This window comes from Dyella sp. 01N448, from assembly GCF_056399225.1.
In genome coordinates this window covers 212,038-227,992 of sequence record NZ_JBFTQX010000004.1, presented here as the reverse complement: position 1 = coordinate 227,992, position 15,955 = coordinate 212,038, and the positions used below count along the sequence as shown (strand labels likewise).

The following is a 15,955-nucleotide window of genomic DNA, read 5'->3' as shown; positions in this document are numbered from 1 at the left end:
TGTAAGCCGACCCCTGAAGAGAAAGTCAGCGATCAACGCTACGACTTATGCAGCAAGCGAAAGGCCTTGCCATTGTTGCGTGATGATGGATGCAAGGCGCTCCACGGCGGGTGACGACTCGGCCTCGGCGCGGTGCAGGCACAAGCCCAATTCGCCCATCGACGGCAGCGTGGTCTCGTGTGGCAGCAGGGCGCGCACGCTGGCCGGGAGTCCGGCGGGCGTACGCAATGACACGCCCAACCCTGCCGCGACGGCGGCCCAGGTGCCCGCCAGGCTCGCGCTGGTGAAGGCGATGCGCCAGGGGATATTCGCGCGGTCCAGCGCCGTGGTGGCGGCGGTCCGCATGATGCAGGGCGCGTCCAGCATCACCAGCGGCAAGGGCTCGCCGTCCTCGCGTGGCCAGTTGGAGCCGGCACCTGCGCCGTCGATCCAGCGCAGCGGCAGGGTGCCGATGCGTTCGGTATGAGGCGTGGTCATGCCGGCCTCCCAGGCCAGCGCTAGGTCCAGACGCCCCGAGCCCACGCGCTCGAGCAGCTCAGCGTTGCGCGCGATGCGCACTTCCACCTTCACGCGTGGATGCGCCCGGGCGAAACGGCCCAGCACGTCAGTGAGCAGGCTCTCGCCGAAATCTTCCTGCAGGCCCAGCCGCACCGCACCTTCCAGCTCTGCACCGTGCAGCGCGGCGGCGGCTTCGTCATTGAGCTCGAGCAGGCGGCGCGCATAGGCAAGCATGGTTTCGCCGGACTCGGTGAGCGCCATGCCGCGGCCGGATTTGCGCAGCACCGGCGTGCCGGCCTGCTCTTCCAGTTTCTTCAGCTGCGCGCTGACGGCCGAGGTCGAGCGCCCCAGCCGGTCAGCAGCGCGGGCAAAACTGCCCAGCTCCACGCCCGTCACGAAGGTGCGCAGCACATCGAGATCAAAGGTGATCCGCCGCATGGCAATCATCCTGTTTTTATGGACTATTGATTCAATATTTTCCGCTTTTCAGGACGGTACTCTCCGCCCTAGGCTTCGCTTCGTCAAGCGCACGAGGAGTCGTTCATGGGCATTCGTTCCGGCCACGGGCAAAGCAGCTTCGGCGATGTGGCGGGCGAACTCGGGACGCTCACGGCACATCTGGCTTGCTATGCCGCCTGGCCTGCAGCCACGGCGGTACTGCGCGAATTGAAAGACGAGGAGGCTCACTCGTGATCGCGATGCAATACAGCTTCACCCTGCCCGCCGACTACGACATGGCGATCGTCCGGCAGCGCATCGCGGACAAGGGGCACCTGCTCGATCACTTCGAGGGGCTGATGCTGAAGGCGTATCTGCACGCGGAGCGCGGTCCGTCGTCGGATGAAAATCTCTACGCGCCGTTTTACGTGTGGCGCGACAGCGCGGCAATGCAACGCTTTCTCGGCAGCGAGGGCTTCGCCAATCTCACCAAGGCTTTCGGCTGGCCATCCATTCGCGTGTGGCCGGTGTGGGATGTGTATCTCTCGCCGGAGGCCGAGCATGCGCGCTTTGCTACACGCGACATCCAGCCGATCGCGCCTTATGCCGCGCTCGAGTCACTGCGCGAGGAACAACGCAGCGTGCTGCAGCGTGATATCGAGCGCGGCGCCGTCGCCGCCGTCAGCGCCTTCGAGCCCACCACGTGGACGCGAGTGAGCTTTCGCCTGTGGGATGAGAGCCTTCCTGCCCACACCTCTGGCCAACGCTACGACGTTGGCCACGTATCACAACCCTGATCCTTCACCGGAGATTCCCCCATGCCTCTCGTACGCGTCTCGCTTCGCCGCGGCAAATCCAAAGAACACATCGCCGCCATTCGCAACAGCATTTATCGCGCGATGATCGAATCCTTCAACGTGCCGCAGAACGACCGCTTCATCGTGGTGCACCAGCACGACGCCGACGAATTCGACTACGACTCCAATTATCTCGGCATTGCGCGCACCGACGACCTGGTGATCATCCAGATCGCCTGCAACAACACGCGCACCGTCGAGCAGAAAAAGGCGTTCTACAAGTACACCGCGGAGCTCCTCAGCAAGGAACCCGGACTGCGACCGCAGGATGTCTTCATCAACCTGCTGGAAACGGCCAAGGAGAACTGGTCGTTCGGCAACGGCGAGGCGCCATACGCCTAAGTTCGTTGCTTGACGAGCAGCCGCCGTGGCCCGGCGCCTTCGCTGGCCAGTCGATCGCCGGGATTGCGCAGGCGGCAGCGGTCGATCGACAGGCAGCCGCAGCCTATGCAGTCGTCGAGCGTGTCGCGCAGTTTCCTCAGCTGCGCCATGCGCTCGTCCAGTTCCGCGCGCCATTGGGCGGACAAGCGCGCCCAGTCGCGTCGGCTGGGCGCCTCGCCGGCCGGCAGCGCAGCCAGCGCAGCAGCAATATCGGCCAGGGAGATGCCCACGCGCTGCGCGACACGAATGAACGACACGCGCCGCAATACCGCACGCGCATACCGCCGCTGATTGCCTACCGAGCGTTCGCTGCGGATCAGTCCCTTCGTCTCGTAGAAGTGCAACGTGGAGACCGCTACACCACTGCGACGCGCAACCTCCCCCACGCCCAGCGTGGTCGGCAGCCCGTGCTTCGCACCCTCACTCATGCGACACCTCTTGACCTCAAGTTAGCTTGAGGTCCTAGAGTGCCACGCACTTCATTGCGAGGCATACCCATGAGCCCACCGACCGCCCGTCGATCCATCTACCGCATCGACCGCTTCAACGTCCCCGCCAAAGCCCTAGCGGCCTTCATGGAACGCCTGCACCTCACCCAGCGCCTGCTCGACAAACTCCCCGGCTGCCGCCAGAACCTGGTACTCACCCAACCCGACCTGGCCGGCGAGTTCAATGTGATGACCCTGGTGGAATGGAGCCACGAATCCCACTTCGCCGCCGCCAAAGCGGTGATGCAGGCGCGTTATGCGCAGGAGCGGTTTGATCCCGCAGCTTTCATGCAGCAGTTGGGGGTGCAGGCGGATCTGGGGACGTATCGGCATGTGTGATGGGTGGACGTAGTGAGGCGCTTGCTATCTCTTGCACTCACATCGCCGGCATTGAAACGAAGAATAGATATGCCCCCGCGAGCACCCGACCCTCTCCCCGGAGGGGAGAGGGAGAAGTGCGGTGGATCGCTCCGTAGGTTTGTCGCGCACAGGGTGCGCTCCCACAGACAAGCGCCAGGCGCGGTACTCAGTTCGCAATGTACGGGACTAAAGCCGATGCGAAGCGAGGCCCCGCTTTGAGTCCTCAGCGATTCGGGCGCGTTGCGCAGCGCTTTGAAGTACCCGCTGTGTACCCTCGGAGGTTGTTCCATGACAGCGAGCCTCGAGCGTTCGGGCTTATCCCAACACGATGCTGCGGGCGTTATCAGGCCATTTTCTTTGGGTTACTTTTCTTTTGGGCCAGCAAAAGAAAAGTGACTCGAGCGGCGGCAGCCGATCGAAACGCCCGCCGCGTAGGCGGCACCCTTGCGGTAACGCGACAACCAGAAACCGAGGCTCTGGATCTCCGCCTGCGCCGGGATGACGAGCTAGTGAATGCGCGCGCCGGGACAACGAGCGAGAACCCTCACTCCCCCCTCAACCACCTCGCCGCATCCACCGCAAAATAAGTCAGGATCGCATCCGCCCCCGCCCTCTTGAACGCCGTCAACGACTCCAACACAACAGCCTTCTCGTCGAGCCACCCATTCTGCGCAGCCGCCTTCAACATCGCGTACTCACCGCTCACCTGATACACAAACGTCGGCATGCCAAACGCATCCTTCACCCGACGCAACACGTCGAGGTAAGGCATGCCCGGCTTCACCATCACCGCATCCGCGCCCTCGTGGATATCAAGCTCGATCTCGCGCAGTGCTTCGTCGCTGTTGCCCACATCCATCTGGTAGGTGTGCTTGTTGCCCTTGCCGAGATTGGCGGCCGAACCCACGGCGTCGCGGAACGGGCCGTAGAACGCCGAAGCGTATTTGGCGGAATAGGCGAGGATGCGCGTATGGATGTGGCCGGCATCCTCCAGCGCATCGCGAATCGCACCAATGCGGCCATCCATCATGTCCGAGGGCGCCACGAAATCCATGCCGGCCCCGGCCTGCGCCAGCGACATCTTGATCAGCGCTTCGATGGTGGGCTCGTTCATCACGTAGCCGTCCTCATCGATCAGGCCGTCCTGTCCGTGCGTGGTGTATGGATCGAGCGCCACGTCGCCGATCAGGCCGAGCTCCGGATACTGGGCCTTGAGCGCACGCGTGGCGCGCTGCATCAGGCTGTCCGGGTTCCATGCTTCGCGTGCATCTTCGGTTTTCACCGCGGCACCGGGCGACGGGAACAGCGCCAGCGCCGGGATCCCCAGGCGCACGCACTCGCCGGCGAGCTTGAGCAGTTCGTCGATGGACAATCGCTCCACGCCCGGCATGGACGGCACCGGTTCGCGCTGCCCTTCGCCTTCGATGATGAAGGCGACCATGATCAGGTCGGTGGGCAGCAAGGTGTTCTCGCGCATCAGCGCACGCGAGAAGGCATCGCGACGCATGCGACGCATGCGGACAGCGGGATAGCTCATGGGTGAACTCTCGGGCAGGACATCGGCCCATTTTAGCGCCTGTTGGAGGGTTCGCCGGGAAAGGCAGGTTGACGCGGTCGATGAGACGACAAAACCGCACCCTGCATGAACGCGCCGCCGCGCAAACACCCTGCTGCAACATTTGAGAGTGCAGTCTCTCTGCCCGCCGCCCCGCAGGAGTCAGACCATGAGTACGCCCGCCGTCCAGCAGCATCACTGGCCGCTCGCCAATGAAGCCCGTTACCTGGGACCGCATGAAGGTACGGATCCCATCGATATCACGGTGGTGATGCGACGCCGCGGCGACCATCCGACGCCCGCTGCGTGGCCGCACCAGGCCGCCGTGCCGCGCGAGGATTTCGGTGCGCAGTGGGGCGCCGATCCGGCGGATGCCGAGTCGATTCGCAATTTCGCACGCGGTCACGGACTCACCGAAACCAGTTGCGAGCTGCATCGTCGCGTGATGCATCTGCGCGGCACGCCGCAGGCGCTGCAACAGGCGTTCGGCGTGCAACTGGGGCGTTATCAGATGCCCGATGGCGGCCCGGAGATGATGGGGTGCCATCTGCCGCCGTCGCTGCCCGGCGATATTTCGTCCCGCGTCATTGCGGTGCTCGGCTTCGACAAGCGACCCATCGCGCGCCCGCACTTCCGTCGCCCCGCTGCCAAGCCCGCACAAACCTATACGCCGGTGGCACTGGGCACGCTGTATCAGTTTCCCGCGAAGCTCGACGGCACGGGCCAGAGCGTGGCGGTGATCGAACTCGGTGGCGGTTTTACGCAGAGCGACTTCACCCAATGCATGCAGTCGCTGGGCATCAAGCCGCCCACCGTCAACGTGGTATCCGTGCAGGGCGGCAGCAGCCAGCCCGGTGGCGATGCGGACGGCGAGGTCATGCTCGATGTGGAAGTGATTGGCGCGCTCGCGCCCGGCGCGAACATCGACGTGTACTTTGCGCCCAATACCGACCAGGGATTCTACGAAGCCATCTCGCAGGCCGCGCACGACGCCACCCATCAGCCGTCGGTGATTTCGATCAGCTGGGGCGGCCCGGAAGACAGCTGGTCCGCCTCATCGCTCAACGCCATGGAGAGCGCACTGCAGGATGCCGCGGCGCTTGGCGTTACCGTCACCGTCGCCTGTGGCGACAGCGGCTTTACCGATGGCGAGAGCGATGGCAAGCCGCATGTCGACTTTCCTGCCTCCAGCCCTTATGCGCTCGCCTGCGGCGGCACCAAGCTGGTGGCCAGCGGCACGGCGATCACCAGCGAGACCGTGTGGAACGAACTGGCCACCAACGAAGGCGCCACCGGTGGCGGCGTCAGCGCGAGCTTTGCGCTGCCGGCCTGGCAGAAGGCGATGAAAGTCCCCAAGGCCGCCAATGGCTTCGTCGGGCGCGGCACGCCGGACGTCGCGGGCGACGCCGATCCCAATACCGGTTATCAGGTGCGCGTGGACGGACAGAACGAGGTGATCGGCGGCACCAGCGCAGTCGCGCCGCTGTGGGCGGCCCTCATCGCGCGCTTCAACCAGCAGCTGGGGCAGAACATCGGCGATCCGCATGAGGCGTTCTACAGCATCGGACTTGCCGCGTTCCATGACATCACCCAGGGCAGCAACGGCAAGTTCAAGGCAGCCAAAGGGTGGGATGCATGCACGGGCCTGGGCACGCCCAAGGGACAGACCCTGCTCGATGCACTGGCCAAACTGAAGACGGGCAGCGGAACCTCGCCCACGACGTAAAGCCAGTGATCACACCTCGGCAGTCACGACGTTGCGCAACGCGCCAGTGCACTCGCTGGAAGTGTCACCGGCGTCCCGATCAAGCGACTGAAGTGCTCAGGGCTTGACGGCTACGCCGGGCCCGCGGTGCTCCATCGTCACGATCGCGTCGGTGTTGCAGGCCGCCGGCATGTTCTGCGAACCCAGGGGCGGGCAAAGTCGTTCGGTGGTTGCCGGCTCAGGCACGGACATAGCGGGGCGATAAGGCTGCGATGGCGCAGATGCAGGGGGCGGGAAGCTGCCCCGCTTTTGGGCTGCCAGCGAGACAGCAGTGAGGGCCGCAAACGTCATCGCGTTCTGCGAGACGCGCTGGGCCGCGGTGGGCTGCACTGCAAAGGTTGGCAACGACGCGCGAGCTGCCAGTGTCGGCGCCGAAGGCGCTTGTGTCTTTGCCGCCGCGCTCAGGGGCTCATGGTAGGGCGCCTCCGACTGAGCCGGCGTGTCCTGCTGCGCCCATGCCGGCGCGATTAAAACGCCAGCCCACAAGCCCATCGCAAAAATCGTTCGCTGTTTCATCGCCCTATTCCTCTCCATGGCCTGACCGATGTTGTGCTGCCGACACCCCGTCGACCGACCGATCATAGCCAGCTCAATATGAAGCGAGCCAGTAACGACTTTCCTGCTACCGCATCGCCGGTCGCCATGCGACATTGCCACCATCGCGCCGTGGAGCCCGGATGTCTTGGATAGCCGCCTGTCGATGCATCGCTTCCTCCCGCTGCGCGGCCATCGGCTGGCCTATCGCTCGTGCGGTGACGAGGGCGGCGAACCAGTGGTACTCATCCACGCGTTTGCGAGCCAGTCCGGCAGCTGGGAGTACATCGCCGAAGCGTTGGCGCGACAGGGCTTCCGGGTAATCGCCCCGGACCTGCGCGGGCACGGGCGCAGCCAGTGGACGCCCACCTATTCGCTGATGGATTTCGAAGAGGACTTGAGCGCCCTGCTCGATGCGCTCGGGCTGGGCGCCATCAACCTTATCGGCCATTCGCTGGGCGGGCATCTGGCCCTGAAACTGGCCACTCGCCAGCCCGAGCGCATCCGTCGCCTGATCATTGAAGCCGCCCCGGTACCACCCCGCGACATGGCGGACGCCGCCGCCCTGGCAGCCGCCCGGCCCGGCCCCGCCTGGGTGCGCTCCCTGCATCTGCTGGGTGGAGGAAAACTGCTGCGCCTGATGCTGTTGCGTCAATTCGACGTGCGCTCCGCCCGTACCGTGCTGCCGGAACTGCGCACGCCGATGCCGGCATGGTGGGCACGCCTGGGCGGCGTGCGCGCCCCGTGCCTGTTGCTGGCCAGCCATGACGACGGCCTGGTCAGCGCGCGACTGCCCCTGCTGGCCGCACAGATTCCGCACGCCGTCACCCGCCAGTTCGGCAGTGGGCATCGCCTGCATGGCGAACATACGGACGCCTTCCTGGCCGAAGTGATGTCCTTCGTGGGGACCTCTTCGTACGCGCAATGACACAATCGGACGCTAACCTGCCGGTCACCTCGGTGCTGGAGCACGTCGCCCAAGCTCGCCTTCAGGCCGCCAGCTTCGTTTGCGTGGGCAGCGACTGCTGCCCGAATGTCCAAGCCCAACGAAGCATGCTATCGAATCGATCCAAGTCCATGGCCGATCTCACGCTGGCGGATACCGCTGCCATCGCCGGCGCGCACCGCATCTAAGTCGACATGCGATCCGCGGCGGCCCGGTCTGTCTCGACGCCGAGCCGGCGCAGGTCCGGCGTCGTCTTCACCTTGCACATTTCCAGCAAAAAACAGCGCTATCATCACAAATCGCGCCGAGCCAGGGGCAAAGTCGAATCGGCCAGTCGCGTGGGGATATCGGGGAAAACAAGCGAGACCTCGTTGCCGCTCCTTCCGCCTGGGAAAAGCGCAGCGTCGCCGTTCACGCGCAAGGCGCAAGGAAGTTGTGGCCGTCGTATCAACCGCTAGGGGGGAAAACCGCATGTCCAACGTGATCGAGTTTCTGGAAAGGCTTGGCAGCGACGCGCGTTTATTTCAGGGCGCCAAGGACGAAATCGCACTGGCGCTGGCCGATGCAAAGATCGAGGCTACCGCCGGTGAAGCCATCCTGGCTCGCAACGTGGAAGAGCTTCATGCGCTGCTGAAGGTCGTACCGCTGTGCTGCTTCCAGACCGTGCCGCGTCGCCCCGACGAGGAAGAGGAAGAAGAGCAGGAAGGCGAGGAAGGCGAAGAGAGCGAGAGCGACGCACCCCCGTCCAAGCCCAGCAAGAAAGCATGACGATGTTCCGCGCCGGCCACTTCGGGCGGGCGATCATCCTGGCAGTGCTGCTGTCAGGTTGGCACGCAGGTGCGGCCGTCGCGGCCGCAGCTGCGCCTGCGCAAGATCCGGTGCAGATGCTGGCGCAGGCCGACAAGATCAAAACCGCCGACCACGCCCAGTTCCTGCGCCTGCTCGGTGAACTGGACCAGCGCGCGAGCGAGCTTTCCTCCGACCAGCAATGGCATTTGCGCTATCTCGATGCCTGGCAACTGGCGTTCGAAGGTCGCTACGACGTCGCCGGGCCGGCGCTGCACGACATCGTCACGCACTCGGGCGAGACCACGCTGCAGGTTCGCGCGCTGGCCACGCTGGTGAACATCCTCGGCTTCAGTCGGCACTACGAGGAAGCGTTCACCCAACTGAGCGTACTGATGGATCTGATGCCGGCGGCGAAAGATCCGGAGGCCCGCTACCAGGCACTCGGTGAAGGCGCGCAGTTCCTTGCCGCGGCGGGGCAGTTCGACCTGGCGTCCAGCTACGCGCAGCGCATCCTGGATGACCCCCAATTGCGCGACCGCGCGTGCCAGGGCATGGCGTTCAAGCTGCGCGTGCTGTTCCGCGCAGGCAAGGTGCGCGGCACCGATCCCGAATACGATCGCGGCATCGATACGTGCATCAAGGCCAACCAGGCCTTGTATGCCAACTCGCTGCGCAACGACCAGGCCAAGTACGCGATCGACCAGGGGCGCCCCAAGGACGCCATCGCCCTGCTGCAGGCGCATTACGACGAATTCGTCTCGTACCACTATCGCGTGCTGATGAACGCGGTCAACGTGACGCTGGCGCAGGCTTACTGGCAGCTGGGCGACGCCACGGCGGCGCGCAAATACGCGGGCGAAGCCGTTGCCGAAGCCATCAAGGACAAATACTCCGATTCACTGGGGCCGGCCTACCAGGTGCTGTACCAGGTCGAGGAACGCGAAGGCAACACGCGTGCCGCGCTCGACCTCCACAAGTTGTACATGGATGCGGACAAGGGCTATCTCACCGACGTGAGCGCCCGCGCCATCGCCTATCAGACGGTCAGGCAGCAATTGCTGGCCAACAAGGTGCAGGTCGATTCGCTCAACAAGCAGAACGAGATCCTGCAACTGCAGCGCAAGCTCGACCACAAGGACATGGAGACCAGCCGGCTGTATATCGCCCTGCTGCTCACCGTGGTGGCCTCGATCGCGCTATGGCTGCTGCGCATCAAGCGCTCGCAGATGCGCTTCAAGCGTCTGGCGACACGCGACAGCCTCACCGGCATCCACAGCCGCCAGCACTTCATCGACGAGACCGAACTGGCGTTGCGCGCGGCGGCCAAGGCCACCCGCACCTCGTGTCTGATCCTGCTGGACCTGGATCACTTCAAGGAAGTGAACGATACGCACGGCCACGTCATCGGCGACCTGGTGCTCAAGCGCGCCGTCGCTGCCTGCCAGCACCATCTGCATCGCCGCGACATCTTCGGGCGCCTCGGCGGCGAAGAGTTTGCGTTGTACCTGCCTGACTGCAGCGCGTCGCAGGCGCGCGAACGCGCCGAGCGCATCCGCCAGGCGATTGCCGCCACCCCGCTGTGGGGCGAGACCCGCAACGTGGTGATCACCTCGAGTTTTGGCGTGGCGTCTACCGATCGCAGCGGCTACGAATTGCGCCAGCTGATGATCGATGCCGACAACGCGCTGTACCAGGCCAAGCGCGAAGGCCGCAACCGCGTCATCTACGGCGAGCATGCCGAGGGCATCGTGCCCACGACCGTGCCGGCGGCGGAGCCGCCCCACGATCATCCGATCGAAGGCATCGCCGGTCTTCCGAGCTAGGCACCAGCCGGCGCTGGTGGCCGCTCATCGCCTTCGTGCATGTCCTGCCACCACGCCGATCAGGGTCGGCATCACCAGCAGCACCAACGGATATTGCAAGGCGAGCCCCGCAATGATCGCGATGGCGAGCGGTTGCTGGATGCCAGCACCCTGCCCCCAGGCCAGCGCGAGCGGCAACAGCGTGAGAATCGCGGCGAGCGTGGTCATGGTGATCGGTCGCAGGCGATCGCGGCTGGCCAGGCGCAAAGCCTGCAGCGGCGGCAGCTCGCGCGACAGCGTGACGTACTCGGACACGTAGAAGATCGCCATCTCCGTGCCCATGCCGATGATCATCGTCATGCCCATCATCGCGGTGATGTTGAGGTCCACGCCGCACAGCCATAGCGCGATGAACACCGCCGTGGCCGAGAACAACGAGCAACCCATCACCACCAGGGCCAGCCCGGCACGGCCGTAGAGAAACAGCAGCAGCACGAATTCCGCCACCAGCGCCATCAGAAACACCTTGCCCAGGCCGAGGAAGGCGATCTGTTGCTGCTGGTAGAGGCCGCCCAGTTCGTAGCGCGTATCGGCATCGAGCATGCCCGGCTGCGCGAGCAGTTTCTTGACGTCGGCCACGGCAGCGCCCATGCCGCGGCCGTCGATGCGCGCCGTCACCGCCGTCATCTGCTGCAGGTTTTCGCGGGAAATCTGCGGTTGCCCGTTTTCAGTCGCGATACTGGCGACGCGGCTCAATGGAAAGACATGTCCGTCGGGTGCGCGTACCGGCAAGGCGAGCAGCTGCGGCAGCCGCCACTGCATCGAGTCCGGCATGCGGATGCGCACGCCCACGCTCTTGGTGGCCTGCGGCAACTGCGTGGCCACCACGCCGGTCAGCGCGTTGTTGATCGCCTGCGTCACCGCCGCCACCGTCATGCCCTCGAGCGTGGCGCGGTCGGGATCGATCCGCACGTTCAAGGCATCGCCGGCCAGTTGCAGGCCATCCTTGATCTCCACCACGCCGGGGATATCGGCCAGCGCCTTGGCCACGCGTCGCGCCTGCGGCACCAGCGTGTCCGGATCGGCCGAATACAGCTTGATCTCGATCGGCTGCGGCACGGCGGTGAGATCGCCGATGAGATCTTCCATCAGCTGTGCGAGCTCCACCTCCACACCGGGCACCTCGTGCTCCACGTGTTCGCGCACGTCGCTCATCACGTCCTCGGTGGCACGCGCGTGATCGGGTTTCAGCCGCACGAAAAAGTCGCCGTGATACGACTGCCCCAGATCGCCGCCCAGCCCGGTGCCGAGACGGCGGGAGAACGTGTCCACTTCGGGCATCGCATGCAGGATGGCTTCGATCTGCGCGACCTGCCGCGCCGTTTCGGGCAAGGAGGTGCCGGGCTTGGTGTAGTAATCCATCACGAAGCCGCTTTCGTCCACCGAAGGCATGAAACCCGTGGTCACGTGCGTGTAAGCCACGCCGCCGATCACCAGCAGCGGCACGACGAACGCAAGCAGCCACGCCGGGCGGCGCGCGAACGCGTCGTACAGGCGCGCATGCGAACGCGACAGCCAGCTTTCGTGATCGAGCCCCGGATCATGCCAGTGTCGAAAGTCGATCCAGCGCCGCAACAGCGGCGGCACCACGAACGCGGTCACCAGCCACGAGACGGCCAGCGCACTGGCCATGGTAATCGAGAGCGCCTTGGAGAAGGCGCCGGTGACGCCGCTGAGCAGACCCAGCGGTACGAACACGATCAGCGTGGCGAGGCTTGATCCAGTCAGTGGTGCGAGGAACTCTCGCGCCGCTGGCAAAACGACGGCTTCGCCACCGCCATCCAGCGTGCCCGCTCGTCGCGCGACGTGTTCCACCATCACAATCACATCGTCGATCACCAGGCCGACGGCAGCCGCGATGCCGCCGAGCGTCATGATGTTGAAGCTCATGCCGAACACTTGCAGCAGCAACACCGTGACGGCCAGCGTCACCGGCACCACCAGCATCGCGATCAGGGTCACCCGCAGATTGCGCAGGAATACCAAGAGCACCACCGCGGCGAGCAGCAGGCCGATCAACACCGCATCGCGCACGCTATGGGCGGACTCCACCACCAGCTCGCTCTGGTCGTACCACGGCTTGAGCGTCACGCCCTTGGGCAGTCGATACGAGGCCAGCCGCGCGCGTACTTCGCTGGCGATCTGCACCGCATTGCCGTCCGGCTGCTCGAACACGTTGAACAGCACGGCAGGCTTGCCGTCCTCGCTCACCTTGATCCATTGCGGCACGTAGCCATCGCGCACCGTGGCGACATCCGACAATCGCACCCAGCCGTGCGCATCGTTTTTCACGATGATCTTGCGGATCGCTTCGATGTGTTGCAGCGAGTGATCGGCGACGACGAGATAAAGCTGATTGCGATCCTGCAGCCGACCGACGGCCTCCAGCTGGTTGGCGCCGCTCACGGCGGTGGCCAGGTCGTCCAGGCTCAGACCGTATTGCGCGAGCTTGCGCGGGTCGGCCTCCACCTGCACTTCGGCGGTTTCGCCGCCTTGCACGTCGACGCGCGCGAGACCCTCGACCGACGCCAGCAACGGCACGATCTGGTATTGCGCGAGATCACGCAGCGCAACCGGCGACATGCTGTCCGACTGCAGCGCATAGGAGATGATGGGAAACACCGTGGGATCCATGCGGCGCACGTTGTAGCTGGCGCCCGCGGGCAAACTCGGCAGCACGCGTGCAATGGCCGAATCCACCTGCAGAGTGGAGGCGATCATGTCGCGTCCCCAGCCGAAGTCGACCGAGATCTGTGCCGAACCGCGCGTGGTTTCCGATCGAAGACCGGCCACACCCGGCACCGTGCGGATCGCCTCTTCCACCGGCCGCGTCAGCAGCAGCGCGGTCTGGTCCGCCGGCCGGTCGCCGGCGTCGAGATCGATCACCACGCGCGGAAACGACACTTGCGGGAACAGCCCCACCGGCAGCGTGAGCGAACTGGCCAGACCCGCCAGCGCGAGTGCGAAAGCCACGATGACGATGGCACGCGCGTGCCGCGCCAAGAGTGTCGGCAAGCTCATGGCTTGGCCTGTTCCGTCGGCAGGCGCACGGCCATGCCGTCGTCCAGCTGCGTCGCGCCTTCAGTAACCAGCGGCAGCTTGGCGTCGAGTGCGCCGCTGGCGACGGTGATGCTGTCCGTCTCGCCCAGCACCTTGACCGGCACGCTCACCGCCTTGTGGTTCGCCACCTGGAAGACATGGCGATCCGCGTCGTCGCCCAGCACCGCATCACGCGGCAACAGCCAGCCTTGCCGTTGACCCACGATGATGTCGGCGCGGAAGCCCTCACCGCTGACCAGTGCGCCATCGGGCACGATCTCCACATTGAGTTGATGCGTGTGCGCATCCAACGCATGGGCCACGCGGCGCACCGTGCCGTGCATGGCGGCACCGCCATCGATGGGCGCAAGATCCGCCTTCGCGCCGACCTGCACGCGCGTCATCGCATCGCGCTCGACGCCGACCGTGACGACCATGCCGTCACCACGCTGCAGCGTGAGCAAGGCGGCACCCGCCTGCAGGTTGTCGCCCTGCGGTGCGTCGACCGTCACCACCGTGCCATCGAACGGCGCGGTGACATCCATGGTGGCGCTGCGGCCTTGTTGCTGCACCAGTGCATCGAGATTGGACTGCGCATCCTGCAAGGCCTTTTCGGCCTGCTCGAGCTGATCGCGGGTGGCGAGTTGCTGCGACAGCAGCTGCGCGGTATGGGCACGCTGCGCCTGGGCCAACTTCTGCGCCGTCAGCGCCTGTTGATAGGCCGCCACCGACGAGGGCGCCAGTGCGAAGGCAAGCAGGGACTGTCCACGCTTCACCGACTCACCCGCCGTGACGTTCCAGCGCGTCACGCGACCCGCGGCCTGCACGCTGATCACTTGCGCGGCATCGGCGGCCGGACCGGCGCTGCCGTAGGCGGTCACGGTATCGGCCACGCTGCCCTGCTTCAGCGGCACGGTGGTGACCGCGGCGCTCACGGCCGTTTCGTCCGGTGCTTCGCTGCTGGAGCAGGCGGCCAAAACAAACGCGGCCAGCGCCGCAGCGATCCATGGCTGTCGGTAACTCATGGGGCCATCACATCCTGTTCGAGAGAAGTCGGCATGCCGCGACCGACCAGCAATTCCAGTGCAGCCTGCTGTTCGAGCATGGCCTGCTCGGTCGCCAGTTGCGCCAATTGCCGGTTGAGGGCGGCCACGCGCAGATCGGTGACGTTGCGCAGGTCGATCAAGCCGGCTTGCGCCGCCTGGCCGGCCTCAGAGGCAGCGTGCACGGCGTCGTCGGTAGCGGGAGTAAGCGCCTGATGCTGCGCATCGAGCTGTGCGTATTGCGCCAGCAGCGCTTCGACGTCGTCGTGCGAAGTCGCCAGGCGCGTGGTGTATTCCTGGTGCAGCTGGTCGCGGGTGGCGCGGGCCATCGCCACGTTGTGCTGGTTGTGATCGAAGATCGGCAGCGTGAAGTTCACCGCGGGGCCGCCATTGCGCACCCGGCTATTGTCCTGCGAGGCGTCGTAGCCGATCGCCAGCGGCGGAAACTGCGCCAGCACGGCGGCGCGCAAGTTCGCTTCCTGGGCCTGATAGCCCAGCTGCAGAGCAACGAGGTCCGGCCGGCGACGACTCACGCTGTCGAACTGCGTGCGGATCGCCGCGGGGTCCACCTGGGCGGATGGCAAGTTTGTCGCCAGCGGCAGCACGACGCCCGGCTGCAGACCCAATAGCGCATGGAGCTGCTGTTGCTGGTCGAGCTGGCGGCGCTGCATGTCGCTCAGTGCGCTGCGTGCCTCGGCGGCAGCGGCGAGATCGGAAGCCACCGCCACGCGCTCGAGGTTGCCATCGCGGACGGCTTTGGCGATACGCGATTCGCGCTCCGCCTGGGCCTGCAGTGCCTGCGTCTGCAGCGCGATCTGCCGCTGGCCTTCGACCAGATCGATCACCAGCAGGCGCGCCTTGCCCACGGTCTGCCATTGCTCCCACAGCAGGCCGGCGTCGACTTCATCGGCGCTGGCTTTCGCCGCCTCGCGGCGGGGACGCAGGGTGATCAGCGAGGCGATGTCCTGGCTGATCGAGGCCGTCCAGGCCGTCGCGTCACCCGGACCCGACAGCAGATAGCCGATGCTGCCGCCGACGGTGGGATTGGGCAGCACGCCATCCTGCAGCCGCTGCGCCTGCGCCGCCTGGTGCCGGGCGCGCTGGGTCTTGAGGTCGGGATTATTGAGCAGCACCAGGCGCTCGACCGCGGCCATGTCCAGCGGCAGCGCGGCGGCGTCATAACCTTGCAGCTGCGACAGCGATGACGCGGAAGCGGCCTGTTCCGGCAGCGGCTTGGGCTGGCTGGTGGCGCAGCCCGCCAGGCACATGGCCAAGGCGATGGCCGCGAAGCTGCGATGCTTGGCAGACAGAGAAGACACCAACAATCCAGGCATGAGTAGGGAGTCCATACCCTAGCGAAACTGGCTTAGCGTTCACTTTGTAAGCGCCGCCAGGATCTC

Annotated in this window: 14 protein-coding genes; 8 read left to right on the top strand and 6 right to left on the bottom strand. The window is 65.5% G+C overall.

The genetic code is table 11. The features are described from left to right. Window positions 1-45: 45 nt before the first annotated feature. Complete coding sequence (locus AC1DKY_RS09370) at window positions 46-936, bottom strand: LysR substrate-binding domain-containing protein (protein WP_441602870.1); 891 nt, start codon at window positions 934-936, stop codon at window positions 46-48. 105 nt (window positions 937-1,041) lie between these two features. Between AC1DKY_RS09370 and AC1DKY_RS09365 the strand changes: the two genes are divergently transcribed. Genes AC1DKY_RS09365 through AC1DKY_RS09355 form a run of 3 tightly spaced genes read left to right on the top strand, consistent with a single transcriptional unit; the run spans window position 1,042 to window position 2,135 of the window. Beyond that, window positions 1,042-1,191, top strand: coding sequence for a hypothetical protein (locus AC1DKY_RS09365; RefSeq protein ID WP_441602869.1), 150 nt, complete (start codon window positions 1,042-1,044; stop codon window positions 1,189-1,191). 5 nt (window positions 1,192-1,196) lie between these two features. Continuing rightward, window positions 1,197-1,733 (top strand): DUF4865 family protein, encoded by a 537-nt coding sequence (locus AC1DKY_RS09360; protein ID WP_441602920.1) that lies wholly within the window; start codon window positions 1,197-1,199, stop codon window positions 1,731-1,733. 21 nt (window positions 1,734-1,754) lie between these two features. Continuing rightward, window positions 1,755-2,135: a tautomerase family protein gene (locus tag AC1DKY_RS09355; RefSeq protein WP_441602868.1), complete on the top strand. Its 381-nt coding sequence runs from the start codon at window positions 1,755-1,757 to the stop codon at window positions 2,133-2,135. Here AC1DKY_RS09355 and soxR read toward each other — a convergent pair. After that, complete coding sequence (gene soxR / locus AC1DKY_RS09350; RefSeq protein ID WP_441602867.1) at window positions 2,132-2,602, bottom strand: redox-sensitive transcriptional activator SoxR; 471 nt, start codon at window positions 2,600-2,602, stop codon at window positions 2,132-2,134. The genes AC1DKY_RS09355 and soxR overlap by 4 nt on opposite strands. Window positions 2,603-2,671: 69 nt before the next feature. Between soxR and AC1DKY_RS09345 the strand changes: the two genes are divergently transcribed. Beyond that, complete coding sequence (locus AC1DKY_RS09345) at window positions 2,672-3,001, top strand: hypothetical protein (RefSeq protein ID WP_441602866.1); 330 nt, start codon at window positions 2,672-2,674, stop codon at window positions 2,999-3,001. Between the two features lie 565 nt (window positions 3,002-3,566). Here the strand turns inward: AC1DKY_RS09345 and hemB are convergent. Then, window positions 3,567-4,559: a porphobilinogen synthase gene (hemB, locus tag AC1DKY_RS09340; protein ID WP_441602865.1), complete on the bottom strand. Its 993-nt coding sequence runs from the start codon at window positions 4,557-4,559 to the stop codon at window positions 3,567-3,569. 187 nt (window positions 4,560-4,746) lie between these two features. Between hemB and AC1DKY_RS09335 the strand changes: the two genes are divergently transcribed. The 4 genes from AC1DKY_RS09335 to AC1DKY_RS09320 all read left to right on the top strand — a co-directional run bounded on the left by AC1DKY_RS09335 (window position 4,747) and on the right by AC1DKY_RS09320 (window position 10,434). Further along, window positions 4,747-6,303: a S53 family peptidase gene (locus AC1DKY_RS09335; RefSeq protein WP_441602864.1), complete on the top strand. Its 1,557-nt coding sequence runs from the start codon at window positions 4,747-4,749 to the stop codon at window positions 6,301-6,303. A 721-nt stretch (window positions 6,304-7,024) separates the two neighbouring features. Then, complete coding sequence (locus tag AC1DKY_RS09330) at window positions 7,025-7,804, top strand: alpha/beta fold hydrolase (RefSeq protein ID WP_441602863.1); 780 nt, start codon at window positions 7,025-7,027, stop codon at window positions 7,802-7,804. A gap of 489 nt (window positions 7,805-8,293) precedes the next feature. After that, entirely contained in the window at window positions 8,294-8,590 is a 297-nt protein-coding gene (locus AC1DKY_RS09325) for a hypothetical protein (protein ID WP_441602862.1), read from the top strand. Continuing rightward, window positions 8,587-10,434 (top strand): tetratricopeptide repeat-containing diguanylate cyclase, encoded by a 1,848-nt coding sequence (locus tag AC1DKY_RS09320; RefSeq protein WP_441602861.1) that lies wholly within the window; start codon window positions 8,587-8,589, stop codon window positions 10,432-10,434. Before AC1DKY_RS09325 ends, AC1DKY_RS09320 begins: the two co-directional genes overlap by 4 nt. 24 nt (window positions 10,435-10,458) lie before the next feature. Here the strand turns inward: AC1DKY_RS09320 and AC1DKY_RS09315 are convergent, their stop codons facing one another. The 3 genes from AC1DKY_RS09315 to AC1DKY_RS09305 are packed head-to-tail and all read right to left on the bottom strand — an operon-like array spanning window position 10,459 to window position 15,874. After that, complete coding sequence (locus AC1DKY_RS09315) at window positions 10,459-13,494, bottom strand: efflux RND transporter permease subunit (protein WP_441602860.1); 3,036 nt, start codon at window positions 13,492-13,494, stop codon at window positions 10,459-10,461. Then, window positions 13,491-14,537 (bottom strand): efflux RND transporter periplasmic adaptor subunit, encoded by a 1,047-nt coding sequence (locus AC1DKY_RS09310; RefSeq protein WP_441602859.1) that lies wholly within the window; start codon window positions 14,535-14,537, stop codon window positions 13,491-13,493. The genes AC1DKY_RS09315 and AC1DKY_RS09310 overlap by 4 nt, the downstream gene beginning before the upstream one ends. Continuing rightward, complete coding sequence (locus AC1DKY_RS09305; protein WP_441602858.1) at window positions 14,534-15,874, bottom strand: TolC family protein; 1,341 nt, start codon at window positions 15,872-15,874, stop codon at window positions 14,534-14,536. The genes AC1DKY_RS09310 and AC1DKY_RS09305 overlap by 4 nt, the downstream gene beginning before the upstream one ends. Between the last annotated feature and the right edge of the window lie 81 nt (window positions 15,875-15,955).